Source organism: Pseudomonas sp. SORGH_AS_0199, from assembly GCF_031453735.1.
GTDB classification, from domain to species: Bacteria; Pseudomonadota; Gammaproteobacteria; order Pseudomonadales; family Pseudomonadaceae; genus Chryseomonas; species Chryseomonas aestiva.
In genome coordinates, this window is the sequence record NZ_JAVJAE010000001.1 from 2,280,985 (window position 1) to 2,299,645 (window position 18,661).

15 protein-coding genes are annotated in these 18,661 nt (G+C 66.6%); 5 read left to right on the forward strand and 10 right to left on the reverse strand.

Going from position 1 to position 18,661, the window contains the following annotated elements:
* Positions 1-5: 5 nt before the first annotated feature.
* The 6 genes from QE444_RS10675 to QE444_RS10700 form a co-directional block, all read right to left on the reverse strand.
* Positions 6-3,107, reverse strand: coding sequence for an efflux RND transporter permease subunit (locus tag QE444_RS10675; RefSeq protein ID WP_309738411.1), 3,102 nt, complete (start codon positions 3,105-3,107; stop codon positions 6-8).
* Positions 3,104-6,277 carry an efflux RND transporter permease subunit gene (locus tag QE444_RS10680; RefSeq protein WP_309738413.1) on the reverse strand — a complete coding sequence of 1,058 codons (3,174 nt, stop codon included), beginning with the start codon at positions 6,275-6,277 and terminating at the stop codon, positions 3,104-3,106. The genes QE444_RS10675 and QE444_RS10680 overlap by 4 nt, the downstream gene beginning before the upstream one ends.
* Complete coding sequence (locus QE444_RS10685; RefSeq protein WP_309738415.1) at positions 6,274-7,458, reverse strand: efflux RND transporter periplasmic adaptor subunit; 1,185 nt, start codon at positions 7,456-7,458, stop codon at positions 6,274-6,276. Before QE444_RS10685 ends, QE444_RS10680 begins: the two co-directional genes overlap by 4 nt.
* Positions 7,459-7,952: 494 nt before the next feature.
* A complete protein-coding gene (yghU, locus tag QE444_RS10690; RefSeq protein WP_263259058.1) occupies positions 7,953-8,786 on the reverse strand; it encodes a glutathione-dependent disulfide-bond oxidoreductase in 834 nt (277 codons plus the stop codon).
* Between the two features lie 112 nt (positions 8,787-8,898).
* A complete protein-coding gene (locus QE444_RS10695) occupies positions 8,899-9,801 on the reverse strand; it encodes an AraC family transcriptional regulator (protein WP_263259059.1) in 903 nt (300 codons plus the stop codon).
* 210 nt (positions 9,802-10,011) lie between these two features.
* The gene (locus QE444_RS10700) at positions 10,012-11,106 is read right to left on the reverse strand and encodes a GNAT family N-acetyltransferase/peptidase C39 family protein (protein ID WP_263259060.1); all 1,095 of its coding nucleotides are present in this window, start codon (positions 11,104-11,106) and stop codon (positions 10,012-10,014) included.
* A gap of 139 nt (positions 11,107-11,245) precedes the next feature.
* Between QE444_RS10700 and QE444_RS10705 the strand changes: the two genes are divergently transcribed.
* A complete protein-coding gene (locus tag QE444_RS10705) occupies positions 11,246-12,739 on the forward strand; it encodes a RimK family protein (RefSeq protein ID WP_263259061.1) in 1,494 nt (497 codons plus the stop codon).
* Between the two features lie 57 nt (positions 12,740-12,796).
* On the opposite strand, the gene QE444_RS10710 is transcribed toward QE444_RS10705, so the two are convergent.
* Together QE444_RS10710 and QE444_RS10715 are read right to left on the reverse strand one after the other, a co-directional pair.
* Positions 12,797-12,994 (reverse strand): SEC-C metal-binding domain-containing protein, encoded by a 198-nt coding sequence (locus QE444_RS10710; protein WP_007159125.1) that lies wholly within the window; start codon positions 12,992-12,994, stop codon positions 12,797-12,799.
* Between the two features lies 1 nt (position 12,995).
* Complete coding sequence (locus QE444_RS10715; protein WP_263259062.1) at positions 12,996-13,478, reverse strand: LEA type 2 family protein; 483 nt, start codon at positions 13,476-13,478, stop codon at positions 12,996-12,998.
* 169 nt (positions 13,479-13,647) lie between these two features.
* On the opposite strand from QE444_RS10715, the gene QE444_RS10720 reads away from it, so the two are divergent.
* Complete coding sequence (locus QE444_RS10720) at positions 13,648-14,208, forward strand: hypothetical protein (RefSeq protein WP_187978866.1); 561 nt, start codon at positions 13,648-13,650, stop codon at positions 14,206-14,208.
* A gap of 12 nt (positions 14,209-14,220) precedes the next feature.
* Here QE444_RS10720 and QE444_RS10725 read toward each other — a convergent pair whose 3' ends face one another.
* On the reverse strand, positions 14,221-14,694 hold the full coding sequence (locus QE444_RS10725) for a YchJ family protein (protein WP_187978867.1): 474 nt from the start codon (positions 14,692-14,694) through the stop codon (positions 14,221-14,223).
* Between the two features lies 1 nt (position 14,695).
* Positions 14,696-15,193 carry a DUF6231 family protein gene (locus QE444_RS10730; protein ID WP_187978868.1) on the reverse strand — a complete coding sequence of 166 codons (498 nt, stop codon included), beginning with the start codon at positions 15,191-15,193 and terminating at the stop codon, positions 14,696-14,698.
* A 135-nt stretch (positions 15,194-15,328) separates the two neighbouring features.
* Here QE444_RS10730 and QE444_RS10735 point away from each other — a divergent pair, with 135 nt between their 5' ends.
* The 3 genes from QE444_RS10735 to dinG all read left to right on the forward strand — a co-directional run bounded on the left by QE444_RS10735 (position 15,329) and on the right by dinG (position 18,619).
* Positions 15,329-15,988, forward strand: a complete 660-nt coding sequence (locus QE444_RS10735) for an OmpA family protein (protein WP_187978869.1) — start codon at positions 15,329-15,331, stop codon at positions 15,986-15,988.
* 90 nt (positions 15,989-16,078) lie between these two features.
* Positions 16,079-16,339 (forward strand): DUF1145 domain-containing protein, encoded by a 261-nt coding sequence (locus QE444_RS10740; protein ID WP_133859564.1) that lies wholly within the window; start codon positions 16,079-16,081, stop codon positions 16,337-16,339.
* 135 nt (positions 16,340-16,474) lie between these two features.
* Entirely contained in the window at positions 16,475-18,619 is a 2,145-nt protein-coding gene (gene dinG / locus QE444_RS10745; RefSeq protein ID WP_187978870.1) for an ATP-dependent DNA helicase DinG, read from the forward strand.
* Positions 18,620-18,661: the final 42 nt, after the last annotated feature.

Below are 18,661 nucleotides of genomic sequence, written 5' to 3' on the forward strand. Positions count from 1 at the left end.
TACCTTCAGGCCGCGGCGCGGCGCAGATGCTGGCGCCAGAACCGGCGGCTGGCGCGGCTCAGGCGGTCGAGACAGAGGAATACCACCGGGGTGGTGAAGAGGGTCAGCACCTGGCTCAGCGCCAGGCCGCCAGCGATGGCCAGCCCCAGGGGCTGGCGCAGGGCGTCGTCGCCGCCGCTGCCCAGCGCCAGCGGCAGGGCGCCGAAGAAGGCCGCCAGGGTGGTCATCAGGATCGGCCGGAATCTTAGCCAGCAGGCCTCGCGGATGGCGGCCTCGGGCGAGAGGCCGCGGTCGCGCTCGGCGACCAGGGCGAAGTCCACCAGCAGGATGGCGTTCTTCTTGACGATGCCGATCAGCAGCAGGATGCCGATCAGGGCGATGAGGGTCAGCTGGGTGCCGGTCGCCAGCAGCAACAACAGGGCACCGACCCCGGCCGAGGGCAGGGTGGAGAGAATGGTCAGCGGATGGATGTAGCTCTCGTAGAGCATGCCCAGCACCAGGTAGATGGCCGCCAGGGCCGCGGCCACCAGCCAGGGAATCTGCGCGACCAGGGTGGCGAAGGCCTGGGCGGTGCCCTGGAAGCCGGACTGGATCTCCCGCGGCAGGCCGACCTTGACCAGCGCCGCCTGGATCGCCGCCTGGGCCTGCTCCAGGGAGACCCCGTCGGCCAGGTTGAAGGCCAGGGTGCTGGTGGCCATCTGGCCCTGGTGCGCCACTGCCAGGGGCGCGTTGCCGCCGGTGAAGCGGGCAAAGGCGGCCAGCGGGACCTGGACGCCGCTGCCGGTCACCACGTACAGCTGCTTGAGCACCTCGGGGTCCTGGGTGTAGGCCGGCGCCAGCCCCAGCACCACGTGGTACTGGTTGAGGGTGTGATAGAGGGTGGCCACCTGGCGCTGGCTGAAGGCGTTGTCCAGCAGGGTGTCGAGGTCCTTGACGCTCACTCCCAGGCGACTCGCCGCAGCGAGGTCGATCTCCAGGCGCACCTCCTGGCCACCGTTCTGCGCATCGGAATCCACCCCGGTGAGTTCCGGCAGGGTCTTGAAGGCGGCTTCCACCGTGGGTGTCCAGCGGCGCAGTTCGTCGAGGTCGTCGGCCTGCAGGCTGAATTGATAGGTGGCGTTGGCGCTGCGCCCGCCGACCCGCAGATCCTGGGCCGGCATGAGGAACAGCTGGATGCCGGCATGGCGGCTGCCAAGCTGGCTGAGGCGATTGGCGATCCGCTGGGCGCTGTCCTGGCGCTCGTTGTAGTCCTTGAGGCGGATGAAGAATTGCGCCGAGTTGCGCGAGCCGAACATGCCGCCGCCCGTAGAGGCCATCACCGCCGCTACGTCGGGATCGTCACGCAAGCGGGCGGCGATCTCCTTCACATAGGGCGCCAGGGCCTGGTAGGAGATGCTCTGGTCGGCGCGGATGGCGCCGAGCACCACCCCGGTGTCCTGATCCGGAAAGAAGCCCTTGGGCACCACCACATAGAGGTAGACGTTGAGCACCACGGTCAGCGCCAGGCTCGCCAGGGTCAGCAGCGGGCGCCGCAGGACCCAGTCCAGACCGCGCAGATAGCCGCCTTGCAAGCGTGCGAGGCCGTTCTCGATCCACCGATAGAGCGTCGGCACCGGCGCCGTGGGTGACCGCTCGCGCAGCACCCGCGCGCAGAGCATGGGGGTGAGGGTCAGCGACAGCAGCATGGAGATGACCAGGGCCACGCTGAGAGTCACGGCGAATTCGCGAAACAGCCGCCCGACGATGCCGCCCATGAGCAGCAGCGGGATGAACACGGCGATCAGCGACAGCGTCATCGACAGCACGGTAAAGGCCACCTCGCGGCCGCCGATCAAGGCCGCGCGCAGCGGCCCGCGGCCCAGCTCGCGGTGGCGGGTGACGTTCTCCAGCACCACGATGGCGTCGTCCACCACGAAGCCGGTGGCGATGATCAGCGCCATCAGCGACAGGTTGTCCAGGCTGTAGTCGAGTAGGTACATGACCGCGCAGGTACCGATCAGCGACAGCGGCAGGGCCACGGCCGGTACCAGAGTGGCGCGCAGGTCGCGCAGGAAGACGAACACCACCGCGATCACCAGCAGCACCGCCACCAGCAGGGTCTCCTCGGTGGAGTGCAGCGAGGCGCGGATGCTGGCGGAGCGGTCGATCACCGGGACCAGGTCCACGTCGCCGGGCACCAGAGCCTGCAGCACCGGCAGCTGGGCCTTGATGGCGTCCAGGGTCTGCAGCATGTTGGCGCCGGCCTGGCGGGTGACGCCCAGGGTCACCGAGGGCTGGCCGTTCAGCGAGCCGCTGACGTAGACGTCCTCGACCGTGGCGTAGACCCGCGCCACGTCGCTCAGGCGCACCGCCGCGCCCTGCTGGTAGCCGACGATCAGCTGCGCATAGTCCGCCGCCTGCTCCAGCTGGCCGTTGCTCTCGATGGACCAGGTCTGGCCCTCGGCGTGCAGCACGCCCTTGGCGCCATGGGTGGTGGCATTGGCGATGGCCGTGCGCACGCTGTCCAGGGCGATGCCGGCATGGGCCAGTTGCTGGGGCTGCAGGTCGATGCGGATCGCCGGCAAGGAGCTACCGCGGATCGACACCTGGCCGACGCCCTGCACCTGGGCGATCTTCTGCTGCAGGATGCTCGACGCCAGGTCATAGAGTTCGCCGGGGCTGCGCGTCTTGGAGGTGAGCGCCAGCATCAGGATCGGCGATTCCGTGGGATTGGCCTTGCGATAGGTAGGCAGGCTGGGCATGCCGCTGGGCAGCAGGCTGCGGGCGGCGTTGATGCCGGCTTGGACGTCACGGGCGGCGCCGTCGATGTTGCGCGACAGGTCGAACTGCAGGATCAGAGTGGTGGCGCCCTGGCTGCTGCTGGAGGTCAGCTCGGTGACTCCGGCGATCTGGCCGAGGCTGCGCTCCAGCGGCGTGGCGACGGTGGCGGCCATGGTCTCGGGGCTGGCGCCCGGCAGGCTGGCGGTGACCACGATGGTGGGGAAGTCCACCTTGGGCAGCGGCGCCACCGGCAAGCGGGCGTAGCCGAGCAGGCCGAGCAACAGCACCGCCAGACTCAGCAACAGGGTGGCGACCGGCTTGAGCACGAACAGGCGGATGGGATTCATCGTCCGCCGCTCCGCTGCCAGCGCCGCCCCAGCCGCTCGCCGAGGCTATCGAAGACCAGGTAGATCACCGGCGTGGTGTAGAGCGTCAGCACCTGGCTGACCAGCAGCCCGCCGACGATCACCAGCCCCAGCGGCCGGCGCAGTTCGGCGCCGGAACCACTGGCGAACATCAGCGGCAGAGCGCCGAGCAGGGCGGCCAGGGTGGTCATCAGGATGGGTCTCAGGCGCAACAGGCAGGCGCGGTGAATGGCCTCCCGCGGCGCCAGGTGCAGCTGCTGGCGTCCCTCCAGGGCGAAGTCCACCATCATGATGGCGTTCTTCTTGACGATGCCGATCAGCAGCACCACGCCGATCAGGGCGATCAGGGAGAACTCGGTGCCGGTCAGCAGCAGGAGCAGCAGGGCGCCGATGGCCGCCGAGGGCAGGGTGGAAAGGATGGTCACCGGGTGGATGAAGCTCTCGTAGAGCACCCCCAGCACGATGTACATCACCACCACCGCGGCCAGGATCAGCCACAGGGTATTGCCCGCCGCCTGCTGGAAGGCCTGGGCCGCGCCCTGGTACCTCAGGGTGACGCTACTCGGTGCCTGGGCCTCGGCCATGCTCTGGGCGATGGCCTGCTGCGCCTGCTCCAGGGAATAGCCGTCAGCCAGGTTGAAGGACAGCGTCACCGCCGGGAATTGCCCCAGGCGCGTCAGGGACAGGGGGCCCGGGCGCTGCTCGATGCGGGCGATGTCGGTGAGGCGTACCAGGCCCTTGGGGGTGCTGGTGGTGGTCGTGGCAGCGGTGCTTGTGCTTGTACTACTGCTGCTGCTGCTGGTGGTGCTAGCGGTCGAACTCGTCGCCGGCGCCAGGTAGATGTCGCCGAAGGCCGCCGGGGTCTGCCGGAAGGCACCGGGCACCTGCAGCACCACCCGGTACTGGTTGGCCTGGGTGAAGATGGTGGAGATCAGCCGTTGGCCGAAGGCGTTGTAGAGCGCGGTGTCCACATCGGCCGCGGTGATGCCGAAACGGGCGGCGGCGGCGCGGTCCAGCTCCACCTGGGCGGTGAGGCCCTGGTCTTCCAGGTCGTCGAGCACGTCGCGCAATTCCGGCCGGGCCTGTAGACGCGGCATCAGCCGCGGCAGCAGGGCGGCCAGCCGGGTGCCGTCGGCATCGTCCAGGGTGAACTGGTACTGGCTGGGCGTGAGCTGGTCGTCCACCGTCAGCTCCTGGTTGGCTACCAGGTCCAGGCGAATACCGGCGACGCCCGCGGCGCCCTGCTTGAGGCGCTGGATGATGGCCGGCGCCCGCTCGCTGCGCTCGTCGAAGGGCTTGAGCTGGATCTGCAGGCGGCCCTGGTTGAGGGTGGCGTTGCTGCCGTCGACGCCGAGGGTCGAGGTGACCGTCGCCACCGCCGGATCGGCCAGCACCTGCTCGACCAGCGCCTGCTGGCGGCGGGCCATGGCGTCGAAGGAGACATCCTGGGAGGCGCGGGTGAAACCGACAATCAGCCCGGTGTCTTCGCCGGGAAAGAAGCCCTTGGGCACCAGCAGATAGAGCAGGGCGGTCAGCGCCACGGTGGCCACGGCCACCAGCAGGGTCAGCCGCTGATGGTCCAGCACCACGCTCAGGGTGCGGTCGTAACCCGCTACCAGGCGTTCGAATTGCCGCTCGCCCCAGCGCGCGAAGCGGCTCTGGCGCTCCGGCGGCACGTGCTGCAGCAGCCGGCCGCAGAGCATCGGCGTGAGCGTCAGGGAGACGAACATGGAGACCAGGATGGCCACCGCCAGGGTGATGGCGAATTCGCGGAACAGCCGACCCACCACGTCGCCCATGAACAGCAGCGGGATCAGCACGGCGATCAGCGAGAAGGTCAGCGAAATGATGGTGAAGCCGATCTCCCGCGAACCGCGCAGCGCCGCCTGCAGCGGCGGCTCGCCCTCTTCCAGGTGGCGGGCGATGTTTTCCACCACCACGATGGCGTCGTCGATGACGAAGCCGGTGGCGATGGTCAGGGCCATCAGCGTCAGGTTGTTCAGCGAGAAGCCCGCGAGATACATGATCCCGAAGGTGCCCACCAGCGACAGCGGCACCGCCAGGCTGGGAATCAGGGTCGCGGTGAGGTTGCGCAGGAAGAGGAAGGTCACGATCACCACCAGGGCGATGGACAGCAGCAACTCGAACTGCACGTCGGCAAGCGAGGCGCGGATGGTCTGGGTGCGATCGGCCAGCACCGTTAGCTGGACATTGTCGGGCAGGGCGGCCCGGAGCTTGGGCAACTGTTTCTGGATGGCGTCGACCACGCCGATGACGTTCGCCCCCGGTTGGCGCTGGATGTTGATGACGATGGCCGGCCGGCCGTTGGCGGTGGCCTGCAGATAGGCGTTTTCCGGTGCCTCTGCGACCGTGGCCACGTCCTCGAGGTGCAGGGCGGCGCCCTGCGCATAGCTGAGCACCAGCTCGCCGTACTCGGCGGCGCTGCGCAACTGGTCGTTGGCGTCGATGGTAATGGAGTGGTCGGGGCCGTCGAAGCCGCCCTTGGAGCCGTTGACGTTGGCGGCATTGACCACCGTGTAGACGTCTTCCAGGGTCAGGCCGTGGGCGGCCAGGGCCTTGGGGTCGACATCGATGCGCACCGCCGGCTGCTGGCCGCCGGCCAGGCTCACCAGGCCAACCCCGGAGATCTGCGACAGCTTCAGCGCCAGGCGGTTGCTGACCAGGTCCTGCACCCGGGTCAGCAGCAGGCTGTCGGAGGTGGCGGCCAGGGTCAGCACCGGGGCGTCGGCGGGATTGACCTTCTTGTAGGTGGGCGGATTGGGCAGGTCGTCCGGTAGATAGCTGTTGGCGGCGTTGATCGCGGCCTGCACCTCCTGCTCGGCGACGTCCAGCGACAGGCTGAGATCGAATTTCAGGGTAATGACCGAAGCGCCGGCCGAGCTGGTGGAGTACTGCTGCGCCAGGCCGGCCATCTGTCCCAGCTGGCGTTCCAGCGGCGCCGTCACTGCGGTGGCCAGCACCTTGGCGCTGGCGCCGGGGTAGAGGGTGGTCACCTGGATGATGGGATAGTCCACCTCCGGCAGCGCCGAGATGGGCAGCAGGCGATAGCCGAGCAGGCCGGCGAACAGCACCGCCACCATCAGCAGCACCGTGGCCACCGGTCGCTGGATGAACAGCCGTGACGGATTCATCGGCGGGCATCCGCCGCCGGCGCGCCTTCCACGCGGACCTGGGCGCCGTCGCGCAGGTGGTCGATGCCGCGAATGACCACCCGCTCATCGCCCGCGAGTCCCTGGGTGATGGCCAGCCGCTCGCCCAGTGCCGGCCCGGCGGTCACGCTGCGTCTTTGCACCCTGTCATCGGCGCCCACCACATAGACGAAGCTGCCGTCGCTGCCCAGCTGCACCGCGGCGGCGGGGACCACCACGGCGTTCTTCAGGGTGTCGGTCTGCAGGCGCACGTTGACGAACTGGTTGGGGTAGAGCTTCTCTTCCGGGTTGGCGAACACTGCCTTGAGCTTGAGGCTGCCGGTGCTGGTGTCGATCTCGTTGCTGATGAACTTCAACGCGCCATCGGCCAGCGTCGTACCGTCCAGCTGGCCGAGCGCGGTGACCGGCAGCGCCTGGCCCTGGCGGACCTTGGGCAGCAGGCTGGCAAGCGTCGCCTGGGGCAGGCTGAAGGTCACGGCGATGGGATCGGTCTGGGTGATGCTGACGAGGCCGGTGGTGTCGCCGGCCGCGAGGTAGTTGCCCGGGTCCACCAGGCGCAGGCCGACATAGCCTTCCAGCGGCGCCATGATGCGGGCGTACTGCAGATTCAACTGGGCGGCGGCGATCTGCGCCTGGTCCGCCTGCACCGCGCCCTGGTACTGGCCCACAGTGGCGACCTGGGTGTCCAGCTCCTGTTTGGCCAGGGAATCCTTGGCCACCAGCCGGCGATAGCGTTCCAGGGTCAGCTGGGCACTCTTGAGTTGCGCCTGGTTCTGCGCCAGGTCACCGCGATACTGATCCAGGGTGGCCTGGTAGGGCCGCGGATCGATCTGCGCCAGGAGCTGGCCCTTCTTCACCCGCTGACCTTCGGTGAAGAACACCTGCTCCAGCTGACCGGCCACCCGGGTGGTCACCGTGACGCTGGCGTTGGCCACCACGGTGCCCAGGGCGGTGAGGGTGACCGGCACATCCGCATGCCCGGCCTGGCCCACTGCCACGGTGATCGCCTGGCCCTGTCCCGCGGCCGCGCCCCAGGCCCGGCCACCCTGGCTGCCATGCGCAGCGCTGCCGGCATTGGTCGAACGCCCGTGCAGCACCAGCCCCAGCGCCACGGCGGCACCGACCAAGACAACGACGACGAGAGTGCGGGATTTCCTGCTCATGCCTGCCAGACCTGACTGAGATGGAAGTCAGGCTGCTGGGCAAATGTGCAGGAAATATGGAAAGGCGCTCAGCGCCTGCTAATGGGGTAGTCCAGACGCTCGCGCAGGAGTTGGCGAGCGCTTTGGGTCCGGTTCGGTATCTAGAGCTGGCCAGGGGCCGCGCAGGGCTATGGCGGCTTCAGCTCCGGTCACTCGCGATCAGGTTCCGCGCCAGTGGCAAATAGGTTGCGGCTGAGCACTGCAGTAGCGTGGAAAACGGCGCATCCTTTTCCACTGGGCCTGGTGGCGAGAGGGCTTTTCGAGCAGGCGCTCATCTGCATCACCCTGGCAAAAAATCGGGATCAACTGTCGCCCCTTTCGTAGCAGCAACTGTCTTTATCGCGGCCATGGCAGTCCGCCGATGCGGCCGCTCCTACGGAAACATCAAGCCTCTGTAGGAGCGGCCCATGGCCGCGATCAGCGAACCCAACGGCTCCGCTGACGTCTACCCCGCGTCAATCCAGGTCGGCCGCCGAATGCCGCTCGGCCAGTTGCTCGCCCGGCTCGCCCCAGGTGCGATTGACCCGCCGACCGCGCTGCACCGCCGGCCGTGCGGCGATGGCCTGGGCCCAGCGCTGCACGTGGGTATAGTCCTGCACCGCGAGGAATTCCGCGGCGTTGTACAGCTGGCCCAGCACCAGGTTGCCGTACCAGCTCCAGATGGCGATGTCGGCGATGCCGTAGTCCTCGCCGGCCACGTAGCAGCGCTCGGCCAGCAGGCGGTCGAGCACATCGAGTTGGCGCTTGGCTTCCATGGCGTAGCGGTTGATGGGGTATTCGAGCTTTTCCGGCGCATAGGCATAGAAATGCCCGAAGCCGCCGCCGAGGAAGGGCGCCGAGCCCATCTGCCAGAACAGCCAGTTCAGCGTCTCGGTGCGACCGGCGTGATCCTTCGGGATGAAGGCGCCAAAGCTGTCGGCGAGATAGAGCAGGATGGCGCCGGACTCGAAGACGCGCAGCGGCTCGGCGCCGCGCCGATCCACCAGCGCCGGGATCTTGGAATTCGGATTGATCTCGACGAAGCCGCTGGAAAATTGCTCGCCCTCGCTGATGCGGATCAGCCAGGCATCGTATTCGGCGTCGCCATGTCCGGCCGCCAGCAGCTCTTCCAGCAGGATGGTCACCTTCATGCCGTTGGGCGTGCCCAGCGAATACAGCTGGAAGGGATGCTCGCCGACCGGCAGCTCCTTGTCGTGGGTCGGTCCGGCGATGGGGCGGTTGATGCTGGCGAAGTTACCGCCGGAGGTGGTGGGGGTCCAGACGCGTGGGGGCGTGTAGGGTTCGCTCATGGTGGCTCTGTCCTCGGTCGGCACGGATGGGTAGTTCGATCATAACCGAACTTTGCGCCAGGTCTGTTCAGTGGCTCTCACGCTGGCAACAAACCGGATCAAGGAAAGCCGCTCAGGCGTTCTGTTCGGTCAGGCGCTGTACCGTCAGGGTGCGGTACTGGCGCGGGGTCATGCCCTTGAGCTGGTGGAAGCGTCGATTGAAGTTCGAGATGTTGTTGAAGCCGGCCTCGAAGCAGATGTCGGTGACCGGCATGCGGCTGTGGGAGAGCATCTCGCAGGCCTTGCTGATACGCAGGCTGTTGACGAATTCGACGAAGGTGCGCCCGGTGGCCTGGCGGAAGAAACGCGAGAAATAGGTGGGCGTCATGCCCAGGTGCTCGGCCACTTCTTCCTGGGTGAAATCACGCTGGTAGTGATCGAAGATGAAATTCAGCGCCCGGTTGGTGCGATCCACGGCCTGCTCGCTGGCCGTGGCCGGCTCGACGCTGCCCGACAGCAGCTGATAGCGCTCCGAGGTGGCCAGTGCCTCCATCAGCACCAGGAAGTGGCCGAGGCGGGTGGCGCCGCCGCTCTCCGAAATCTGTTGCAGCAACGCCTCGGCGCGGGCGATCAGCTGCGGATCCTGGAATTCGATGCCGTAGCGGGCGCGCTCCAGCAGCGGCGCCAGGCCGCTGAGTTCGGGAAACACCGCGGTGGCGTTGTCCACCGTCTCGTTGGTGAAGTTGACCAGCATGTCGCGCTTGGCCACCACCTCGCCCTCGGCGACGCGGCTGATCCAGTTGTGCGGCAGATGCGGACCGGTAAGGAAAAGGCTGCCCGGATAGAAGTTGCCGATGTAGTCGCCGATGAAGGCGGTCCCCGAACTGGCCACGATCAGGTGCAGCTCGTATTCCTTGTGGAAATGCCAGCGCACCAGCGGGCAGGGAAAGCCATGCTCCCGATAGATCACCGAGTGACCGCTCAGGTCCTCCATCAATTCGTAGGAGGGATTGCGCTTGCGCAAGGACTGACTCATCGACCGCCCCGTGATTCTTGTTGGCCTTGATCCTGGCCCTGTTGGACATCCTGCGCAACCTAGGCTTTGTCCGAAAAGTGCCTGCGCATCAATGATGCCTCGTTAAAAATCAGCTCGGAATGCTCATTTACCACTCGTAAACTCCGCTTCCTCGCCGATTTTTGCCTTGCCTCATCTTCGCTCGGCGACTTTTCAGACAAGCCTCAGGGTTCAGCCTGTGCGCAGGATCACCGCCGCGCGCAGCTTGCCGCGGCCGAAGCGACTCATCTTGTCGAACTCGGCGTGGGACACGGGGATGTGCTGGCAGTCCAGTTCGCGGCGATGCTGGCTGTGGTCGACGTCGGGATCGTGCAGGTAGACGAAGTCCTCGTCGCAGTCGGTGACCAGCACCCAGTGCGGCCCCTTGGCCTTGGTCAGCCGGAAGGAGCTGATCAGCACCAGCGGAAAGGCGCCCTGGTTGACCCAGTGGGCGATGTCCAGGCGCGTCCGGTAGAGGCGCTCGATGGGCGATTGCTTGATCTCGGCGCTGAAGTCCTCGTGCACCAGGCGCATGACCTCCTTCTTTTCTTCGCTGCGTACGCCGTCGAGGAACAGGGGGCCCCGGGTATTGACCTGCAGCGTGACCCTGAAGCCCCGGCGCAGCGCGGCCAGGGCCAGGCCATGGGGGCCGCAGCCGCCGTGCCCGGCGGTCATGTAGATGGTGGTGGCTTCGCGCCACAGCCGCAGTTCCTCGCGGCGCTCCAGCGGGCGACCAGGCTGCAGGGCGCCCATGGCCATCAGCAGGCTGGCCGGGCCGCAGGTGAAATCGGTGGTCTGGCGATAGAAGGGCACCGGGCGCGCCTGGCCTTCGCGCGGCTGGCGGATGCGCTTCTCGAAGCGCAGGGCCTGGCTATGGTCCTCGTAGTAGTCCTCCACCGTGGCGAAGGGCAGGTAGCCGTTGCGCTCATAGAGAGCGATGGCGGCGGCGTTGTCCGGCCGGACCTCAAGGCGCAGGTAGGCGCAATCGCGCTCCACCGCCTCGGCTTCGGCAGCCTCCAGCAGCCGCTGGCCCAGGCGATGGCCGCGCGCCGCGGGGTCGACGGCGATGGAATAGAGCCGCGCCAGCGAGGTGTTCTGGTGGAACAGCACCAGGGCGTAGCCCGCCACCTGGCGGTCGTTTTCCGCCAGGATCAGCACGGCGTTCGCCCGGGTGAGCATGTAGTGGAAATTGCGCCGGGAAAGGCGGTCATAGCTGAAGCAGCGCGCTTCCAAATCGACCAGCGCCGCCAGATCATCCAGCCCGGCGGGCCTGAGTGTGAAACTCATCGCGAAGGATTCTCCTGGAGCAGAGCGGGCAGCCTGGCATGGTTAAGCAACGGTTAATAGCACCCGCGTTACAACAGTTGGAGTGGTCCGGCGGCATCCGGGTTTCCGCCGGGACCACGCCCCGCAACCAGGAGGTCCAGTGAGCAAGCTGTATATCGTCGTGGAACGCAAGGAAGACTGGTCGTCCTACTATCCCAGCGAAGACGTCATCACCGCCCAGGAATACCTGGAGCAATCCAACGAACAGGACAATGGCAAACGCGTGCAGGTGATCAACCTCTGCCGCAGCCAGAAGTACCTCGGCCACGGCTACTACTGCTCGCTGCTCGCCGAAGCCCGGGGGCACAAGGTCATCCCCTCGGTGCGTACCATCAGCGAACTGGCGCGCAAGTCGCTCTATGGCCTGGCGCTGGAGGACCTGGACAAGCTGCTGACCAAGGCACTGGCCGGCCATCCCTATGGCAGCGCCGACGGCTTCACCCTCACGCTCTATTTCGGCAACACCGACATCGCGCCCCTGCAGGATCTGGCGCGCCAGGTGTTCGAGGCCTTTCCCTGTCCACTGCTGCTGGTGGAATTCCGCCGCGATCGCGCCGGCTGGCACATCGGCGGCCTCAAGCTGGGCAGCATCCACAAGTTGCACGAACAGCAGGAAGATCAATTCGCCAACGCCCTCGACGGCTTCAGTCGCCGCGTCTGGCTCAAGCCGGGGCGGCGCGAAAAATACCGTTTCGACCTGGCCATCCTGCACGACCCCAAGGAAGCCTTTCCGCCGTCAGATGCCAAGGCGCTGAAGAATTTCGTGCGCGTCGGCAAGCACCTGGGGCTGGACGTGGAGCTGATCGAAAAGAAGGATTACGCACGGCTAGGTGAATTCGACGCCCTGTTCATCCGCGAGACCACCGCCATCGACCACCACACCTATCGCTTCGCCAAGAAGGCCGAAAGCGAGGGCCTGGTGGTGATGGACGATCCACGTTCCATCCTGAGATGCACCAACAAGGTCTATCTGGCCGACCTGCTGCGCGCCCACAAGCTGGACATGCCGGCGACCGAGATCCTCTACAAGGACAATCCCGGTCAACTCGAAGACCTCGGCGAGCGCCTGGGCTTTCCGCTGGTGCTGAAGATCCCCGACGGCTCCTTTTCCCGCGGCGTCATCAAGGTCGAGGACGCGGCGCAGCTGCGCAAGGCCAGCGCCGAACTGTTCGAACGCTCGGTGCTGCTGCTGGCCCAGGAGTTCTTCTACACCGAATACGACTGGCGCATCGGCGTGCTGAACCAGGAGCCGATCTTCGCCTGCCAGTACTTCATGTCCAAGGGGCACTGGCAGATCTACGACCACAGCGCCAGCGCCACCGAGGTCAGTGGCGATTTCCGTACCCTGGCAGTGCAGGACGCGCCCCATGCGGTGGTCGAGCTGGCGGTACGCACCGCCAACCTGATCGGCGATGGTCTCTATGGCGTGGATCTCAAGCAGGCGGGCGACAAGCTGGCGGTGATCGAGGTCAACGACAATCCCAACATCGATTGCGGGGTCGAGGACCTGGTGCTCAAGGACGATCTCTACGCCCTGGTGCTGGAGGAATTCATCCGGCGGCTGGAGTCGCAACGCGGCGGACAGCCCTGGTAACGCGCCAGGGTCGCGGAGCGGGTGAGGGCAGGGCCTCACCCGTCGCTCAAGGCGCGATCAGGCGCCGTGGCACTTCTTGAATTTCTTCTCGCTGCCGCACGGGCAGGGATCGTTGCGACCCACTTCCTTCAGCGGATTGCGCACCGGCTCCTGGGCCGGGCCATGGTTGCAGTGCGGGCCGTGCACATGGTGCGCATGGCCATGATCGTGGTCATGGTCGTGATTACAATCGGGACCGTGGACGTGTTGGTTCATCTCATAACTCCGGGATGTAGGCGCCAGGCACGAACTGCCCCTGGCGAGAAAAATGGACGCTGCGCCCGAACAGCCAGCCGGTCTTCACCCGACCGCGCAGCCGATAGTTGATCGGCTGGTTGGGGTCTTCCAGCATGCGACCGACGTCCTTCACATAGCGCCACAGATTGGTCTGCACCGGCACTGAGAAGCTGCGCCGACCGTTGGCCGGCACCGACGAATGCAGGTTGGCGGTCCCCTGGGACAGCAGCAGATCGTTCAGGTAGACGGTATAGGCCAGGCTGCGCACGGGCAGGGTGCTGTCGTTGGGATTCTGGACGCGGAAGTGCAGCACGAAGTCCTGGCTCCACAGCCGTGCGCGGATCAGCTCCACGCCGGTCAGTTCGACCTGGGGCTCCTCATAGTTGCGCCCGATGTAGGTACAACCGCCAAGGCTGCTCAGCAGGACGCCGAGCAGGGTGATGAACAAGGCCTGGCGAAGCATGCGGCACTCCCGTTTTCTGCGCAGTTTAACAAGCACCGATTGCTGCACAAGTCGGGGCCGCTTCGGCACAGGCTAACAAAAAAACGCCTGGGCCAGGCGACCGTGCGGACTGGACCCCTCCGGCGCGACGTTGCATCCTGCAGCTCTTGCCGTGACCGAGGAGGTCGTCATGTCCGCTGTGCTCTATGAAATCGCCTTCCAGGGCGAGCTGGTCGCTGGCGCCGATGCGCAGCAGACCCGACAGAATCTGATGCGGCTGTTTCAGGCGGATGAACAGCGCATCGCCGTGCTCTTCTCCGGTCGCCGCATGATCATCAAGAATCGTCTCGACGCCGCCACCGCCGAGCGCTATCGCGCCACCCTGGCCCAGGCCGGGGCGCGGGTCGAGGTGGCGCCCATGGCCGAGACGGGCGAGCCGGCTGCGGCACCCGTCGAGACCCAAGAGCCAGCCGCCACCGCACCTACCGCCGCGTCTGCCGCCGAGCGCGGGTCGCTGTCGGTCGCGCCCCGGGATGCTGTGATGGCGGCCTTCGTCGATGTCCAGGCACCGGATTTCGGCCTGGCTCCGGTGGGCGCCGATCTCCAGGACGAGGCCGCACCGGTAGCACCGTCGCGGGTCGATCTGTCGCACCTGAGTCTGGCGCCTGTGGGCAGCGACCTGGGCCCGGCCTCCGAGCCACTGCCCGTGGCGGTCCCGGATACCGATCACCTGACGCTGGTCAGGGAATAGGCGCGGTCGGCGCTACAGGAAGCCGGCGCAGCACTTCTTGAACTTGGCGCCGCTGCCGCACAGGCAGGCGTCGTTGCGGCCTGGCAGGGGTCTGGCGGTCGGATCGAGAAAGTACCAGCGCCCCTCGCGCTGGACGAAGCCCGAGCGCTCTTCATGACGATGTGCGCCGCGCCCATCCTCCCAGCGCGCCACGAAGCTGACCCGCGCATGGTCAGGATCGCCGGGCTCGGGGCGATGCTCCAGTACCTGCAGACCCTGCCAGCGACTGCCCAGACTCCAGGCCGTCAGCGCTTCCCTGTCCAGCAGCGCCTGCTGCGCGGGGGCCGTGGTGGCCACGAGATAGTCGATCAGCCCCAGCGCATAGGCGCTGTAGCGCGAACGCATCAGGCGCTCGGCATCGGGCGCCGGCGTGCCGGCATGAAAGGCGCCGCAACAGTCGCCAAGCGACAGGTCCGAGCCACAGGGGCAGGGGGCCATGGAATGCATCTCACCACCAGTACTTGCCGAAATTCTGCGGATTGGCCCAGAACCGGGCATTGAGCCAGTCCGGGACCTGCTTGTAGTCGTGCAGATCATAGCTGAACAGGGTGACTACCTGGCCGTCCCGGGCGAAGCGCTCGCTGGCCTGCAGGGCCAGGGCGTAGAAATCCGTCAGCTGCCATTCGCTGGCGGCCAGGTCCACCAGCACGGCCAGCCGCGAGGTGTTGAGGTTGCGCAGGCCGCCGAGCAATTCGCGGCCCGTTCGCAGCGGCAGATGTTCCAGGCAATCGGCGAGGATCACCAGATCGTAGCGTTCGGCCAGTAGGCTCGGCTCGTCCAGGGGGACCGCGGCCTGCACCAGCTGGCAGTGGGGATGGGCCTCGGCATAGGCCTGCAGCGCCGGTAGCGGCTCACGCGCGACGCAGAGCAGACGTGCCGGGCGATGATGGTCGAGCAGGCTTGCCAGAGCCTGTTGCGGGGTACGGGACGAGAATATGTTTGCCATTAAGGGAACCCTAATCAAATCGCGATTGACTAAGCAACCAGCGTTGTCAAGATGTGTACGCCACCATTAGTCTGACAGCGCACTACAACGAAAGACGAGCCTAACTCGCGGTACCTGGTCTATAGGAGACCCTTCATGAGCAAGAGCATCGCAAGGACAGCTTTACCCCTCATCCTGGCAAGCACCGTGCTGGCCGGTTGCGCGGGCGGCGTACAGAAATCCGATTGGCCGGTGTGCGCTGCGGTCGGCGCCCTGGTCGGCGGTGCGGCCGGCGCTACCCAAAGCGGTAACGTCGCCGGCATGGCGGCCCTGGGCATAGGTACCACCGCTGGCGCCTATTGCTGGGTGCACGGCAAGGGCAACGAGCAGGTCGCCCGCATGGAGCCCGCTCCGGCCCCGGCTCCGGCGCCCGCACCGGCTCCCGCGCCGGCACCGCTGCCGAAGCAGGAAGTGATCACCGCGCGTGATCTGCACTTCGCCTTCGATTCCGCCGAAGTCAGTCCGCAGGATCGTGCTCAGCTCGACGGTATCGCCGGTCGTCTGCGTGGCGAAGCCGCCAGCACTCGTCTGTCGATCACCGGCCATACCGACAGCAAGGGTACCGACGCCTACAACCAGCGTCTGTCCGAGCGTCGCGCCAAGTCGGTCAGCAACTACCTGGTCCAGGCCGGTGTGCCGGCAGCCAGCATCGTCTCCGTGAAAGGCATGGGCGAGCGTCAGCCGATCGCCACCAACGAGACCGCTGAAGGCCGTGCCACCAACCGCCGCGTCGAAATCCAGATCGACCGCGAGTGATGCATCGGCGGCGGACCTAGGTCCGCCGCCTTTACTTTTTCCGGCTCCAGGCGTTATGGTCCGATCCATCTCGTCCTCCTGCTGGAATCCATGAAAACCCTGTCCCTCACCGGCAAAGTCCTCCTCCTGCTGTTCTGGCTCGCCGCAGCCGCCGCTGTCGCCCTGCCTCTCGCTCGCCCATTCCCCCAATTGCTCGCCCTGGTCGCCCTGGCCCTGCTGCTGCTGCACCTGGGTGAAGTCTTCGCCAGCCGTCGTGCCCTGCGCCTGCGCCGCCATCCCTGGCTCGATCGTCTGAGCCTGCTGATCTTCGGCGCCTTTCATCGGCTGCCGCCCCAGCTGCCGGGCGCCTGAGCGGCCTGCGACCTCAACGTCGGGCGCATCCTGACGACAGGCGCGTTATCATAGCGCCCAAGATCCATTACTGTAGATGCATACAGCGCTCGTCCGCCGGACGGGGCGCTGCTTTGCCATCGCCCGGAACCAGGCATGCTCAGCACCGAACTCAAGACCCAGATCCAGGGCGCCTACACGCGTTTCCTCGAAGCCAAGTCGCTCAAGCCACGCTATGGCCAGCGCCTGATGATCGCGGAGACCGCCAAGGGCCTGGGTGGCATCGCCCAGGACGAGGAGGGCCATCGCGAAGGCGAGCCCGCCGTGGTGGCGGTGGAGGCGGGTACCGGTACCGGCAAGACCGTGGCCTATGCCCTGGCCGCCATTCCCGTGGCCAAGGCGGCCGGCAAGCGGCTGGTGATCGCCACGGCGACGGTGGCGCTGCAGGAGCAGATCGTGCACAAGGACCTGCCGGACATCCTGCGCAACAGCGGACTGTCCTTCAGCTTCGCGCTGGCCAAGGGCCGGGGGCGTTACCTGTGCCTGTCCAAGCTGGACATGCTGCTGCAGGAGGGTCAGGCGCAGAACGCCACCGCCCAGCTGTTCGCCGAGGATGGCTTCAAGATCGATGTGGACGAGGCGTCCAACGAACTGTTCGGCAAGATGATCGAGCGCCTGGCCGGCAATCGCTGGGACGGTGATCGTGACAGCTGGCCGGAGGCCATCGAGGACGTCCAGTGGTCGCGCATCACCACCGACCATAGCCAGTGCACCAATCGTCACTGCCCGAATTTCCAGCAGTGCGCCTTCTACCGGGCGCGCGAAGGCATGACCAAGGTCGATGTCATCGTCACCAACCATGACCTGGTACTGGCCGACCTGGCCCTGGGTGGCGGCGCCATCCTGCCCGATCCCCGCGACACCCTTTATGTGTTCGACGAAGGCCACCACCTGCCGGACAAGGCCATCGGCCACTTTGCCCATTTCACCCGGCTGAGATCCACCGCCGAGTGGCTGGAGCAGATCGCCAAGAATCTCACCAAGCTGCTGGCCCAGCATCCGTTGCCGGGTGATCTCGGTCGCCTGGTCGAGCAGGTGCCGGAGCTGGCGCGGGAGATCCGCACCCAGCAGCAGTTCATGTTCACTGCCTGCGAAGCCCTGGCGGATTTTCGCGCGGGCGAGGATATGGAAGGCCGCGAGCGGCCGCGGCACAGATTCGTTGGCGGGGTGATCCCCGAAGACCTGCGCGAGATGGGCATCGAACTCAAGAAAGGCTTCGCCAAGCTTACCGACCTCTTCACCCGCCTGACCGAGATGCTCAAGCAGGCCATGGACGGCGAATCCAGCATTGGCCTCGCCAGCTACCAGGCCGAGGAGTGGTATCCGCTGTTCGGTAGTCTGCTGGCGCGCGCCCAGGGCAACTGGGAGTTGTGGACGGCCTTTACCTGCGAAGACCCGGAAGACAGCCCGCCCATGGCACGCTGGATGACCCTCGCCGAAACGGGTTCGCTGTACGACATCGAGGTCAATGCCAGCCCCATCCTCGCCGCCGAGATGCTGCGCCGTCACCTGTGGAATGTCGCCTTCGGCGCCCTGGTGACTTCGGCGACCCTGACCGCCCTGGGCACCTTCGACCGCTTTCGCATGAGATCCGGCCTGCCGCGCTCGGCGGCCACCGCCGTGGTGCCCAGTCCGTTCCGTCACGCCGAGGCCGGGGTGCTGCGGGTACCCGATCTCAAGGCCGATCCGCGCAACGCCGCCGAGCACACCGCGGCTATCGTCCGCGAATTGCCGGCGATGCTCGAAGGCGCGCGTGGCGCCCTGGTGCTGTTTTCCTCGCGGCGGCAGATGCAGGACGTCTTCGACGGCCTGGAACGGGACTGGCGCAAGCGGGTGCTCATCCAGGGCAACCTGTCCAAGCAGGAGACCCTGAACAAGCACAGGAAGCGTGTCGACGATGGCGAGGCCAGCGTGCTGTTCGGCCTGGCCAGCTTCGCCGAGGGGGTCGACCTGCCCGGCGCCTACTGCGAGCACGTGGTCATCGCCAAGATTCCCTTCGCCGTGCCCGACGATCCGGTGGAAGCCGCCCTGGCCGAGTGGATCGAGGCGCGCGGTGGCAATCCCTTCATGGAGATCGCCGTGCCCGACGCCTCCTTGCGGCTGATCCAGGCCTGCGGTCGGCTGCTGCGCACCGAGCAGGACAGCGGCACCATCTCGCTGCTGGATCGCCGTCTGGTGACCCAGCGCTACGGCAAGGCCATCCTCAATGCGCTGCCGCCGTTCCGGCGGGAGATCCAGTAAGAGATTGCGGCCATGGCGGTCCGCCGAAACGGCCGCTCCTAC